The organism is Photorhabdus hindustanensis (assembly GCF_002968995.1).
Lineage (GTDB): Bacteria > Pseudomonadota > Gammaproteobacteria > Enterobacterales > Enterobacteriaceae > Photorhabdus > Photorhabdus akhurstii.
On sequence record NZ_PUWT01000175.1, the window covers coordinates 1 to 2,798 of the forward strand.

Here is a 2,798-nt window from a genome sequence, read left to right on the forward strand (position 1 = left end):
GGCCCCCTAGCCGAAACAGTGCTCTACCCCCGAAGATGAATCCACGAGGCGCTACCTAAATAGCTTTCGGGGAGAACCAGCTATCTCCCGGTTTGATTGGCCTTTCACCCCCAGCCACAGGTCATCCGCTAATTTTTCAACATTAGTCGGTTCGGTCCTCCAGTTAGTGTTACCCAACCTTCAACCTGCCCATGGCTAGCTCACCGGGTTTCGGGTCTATACCCTGCAACTTATTCGCCCAGTTAAGACTCGGTTTCCCTGCGGCTCCCCTATACGGTTAACCTTGCTACAGAATATAAGTCGCTGACCCATTATACAAAAGGTACGCAGTCACCCTGATTAATCAAGGCTCCCACTGCTTGTACGTACACGGTTTCAGGTTCTCTTTCACTCCCCTCGCCGGGGTTCTTTTCGCCTTTCCCTCACGGTACTGGTTCACTATCGGTCAGTCAGGAGTATTTAGCCTTGGAGGATGGTCCCCCCATCTTCAGACAGGATTTCTCGTGTCCCGCCTTACTCGTCGAACTCACAGCCATACCACCTTCGAGTACGGGGCTGTCACCCTCTCTCGCCGGCCTTTCCAGACCGTTCCTCTGATGCTATGGCTGATGCTGGTTCTGGGCTGCTCCCCGTTCGCTCGCCGCTACTGGGGGAATCTCGGTTGATTTCTTTTCCTCGGGGTACTGAGATGTTTCAGTTCCCCCGGTTCGCCTCATTAACCTATGGATTCAGTTAATGATAGTGCAACGCATTGCACTGGGTTTCCCCATTCGGACATCGCCGGCTATATCGCTTCATATCAGCTTACCGACGCTTTTCGCAGATTAGCACGTCCTTCATCGCCTCTGACTGCCTAGGCATCCACCGTGTACGCTTATTCGCTTAACCTCACAACCCGAAAAAGTCTCGGATTGTTCAGCTTGAGAGACTCCCCAATAATACCTTGTCGATATTACTGAGTGTTTCAATTTTTCAGCTTGTTCCAGATTGTTAAAGAGCTTATATCGCTAAACCGATTATCACTAATCCGCTTAAAGATACCTTGATGACAACGCCTTTCACCCGTTATCCCGCAAGTGGCGTCCCCTAGGGGATTCGAACCCCTGTTACCGCCGTGAAAGGGCGGTGTCCTAGGCCTCTAGACGAAGGGGACCCTATGGTCGGCTTCGCAGACTCCCTTGCTCTCGACTTTCATCAGACAATCTGTGTGAGCACTGCACTTAACCTATCTCAGGTAAGGAGGTGATCCAACCGCAGGTTCCCCTACGGTTACCTTGTTACGACTTCACCCCAGTCATGAGCCACAAAGTGGTCAGCGCCCCCCTCGCGGTTAAGCTACCGACTTCTTTTGCAACCCACTCCCATGGTGTGACGGGCGGTGTGTACAAGGCCCGGGAACGTATTCACCGTAGCATGCTGATCTACGATTACTAGCGATTCCGACTTCATGGAGTCGAGTTGCAGACTCCAATCCGGACTACGACAGACTTTGTGTGTTCCGCTTGCTCTCGCGAGGTCGCTTCACTTTGTATCCGCCATTGTAGCACGTGTGTAGCCCTACTCGTAAGGGCCATGATGACTTGACGTCATCCCCACCTTCCTCCGGTTTATCACCGGCAGTCTCCTTTGAGTTCCCGCCATCACGCGCTGGCAACAAAGGATAAGGGTTGCGCTCGTTGCGGGACTTAACCCAACATTTCACAACACGAGCTGACGACAGCCATGCAGCACCTGTCTCTCAGTTCCCGAAGGCACTTCGCTGTCTCCAGCAAATTCTGAGGATGTCAAGAGTAGGTAAGGTTCTTCGCGTTGCATCGAATTAAACCACATGCTCCACCGCTTGTGCGGGCCCCCGTCAATTCATTTGAGTTTTAACCTTGCGGCCGTACTCCCCAGGCGGTCGATTTAACGCGTTAGCTTCGGAAGCCACAGCTCAAGGCCGCAACCTCCAAATCGACATCGTTTACAGCGTGGACTACCAGGGTATCTAATCCTGTTTGCTCCCCACGCTTTCGCACCTGAGCGTCAGTCTTCGTCCAGGGGGCCGCCTTCGCCACCGGTATTCCTCCACATCTCTACGCATTTCACCGCTACACATGGAATTCTACCCCCCTCTACGAGACTCCAGTCAACCAGTCTTAGATGCCGTTCCCAGGTTGAGCCCGGGGATTTCACATCTAACTTAATTGACCGCCTGCGTGCGCTTTACGCCCAGTCATTCCGATTAACGCTCGCACCCTCCGTATTACCGCGGCTGCTGGCACGGAGTTAGCCGGTGCTTCTTCTGCGGGTAACGTCAAGGCCCAGCCCTGTTCAGGCTCAACCCTTCCTCCCCGCTGAAAGTACTTTACAACCCGAAGGCCTTCTTCATACACGCGGCATGGCTGCATCAGGCTTGCGCCCATTGTGCAATATTCCCCACTGCTGCCTCCCGTAGGAGTCTGGGCCGTGTCTCAGTCCCAGTGTGGCTGGTCATCCTCTCAGACCAGCTAGGGATCGTCGCCTAGGTAGGCCATTACCCTACCTACCAGCTAATCCCATCTGGGTTCATCCGACGGCGTGAGGCCCTTTCAGGTCCCCCACTTTGGTCTTGCGACATTATGCGGTATTAGCCACCGTTTCCAGTGGTTATCCCCCGCCCTCGGGCAGATCCCCAGACATTACTCACCCGTCCGCCGCTCGTCAGCAAAAGCGCAAGCGCTTTCCTGTTACCGCCCGACTTGCATGTGTTAGGCCTGCCGCCAGCGTTCAATCTGAGCCATGATCAAACTCTTCAATTCAAAGTTTGACGCTCAAAG

The 2,798-nt window shown here is 53.9% G+C and carries 1 tRNA gene and 2 rRNA genes; all 3 read right to left on the reverse strand.

Annotated elements, in window-relative coordinates:
* Positions 1–888, reverse strand: a 23S ribosomal RNA gene (locus C6H66_RS25065); the annotation flags it as partial.
* A 189-nt stretch (positions 889–1,077) separates the two neighbouring features.
* A tRNA-Glu gene (locus C6H66_RS25070) sits at positions 1,078–1,153 on the reverse strand.
* Between the two features lie 82 nt (positions 1,154–1,235).
* Positions 1,236–2,780: ribosomal RNA gene (locus C6H66_RS25075) — 16S ribosomal RNA — on the reverse strand.
* Positions 2,781–2,798: the final 18 nt, after the last annotated feature.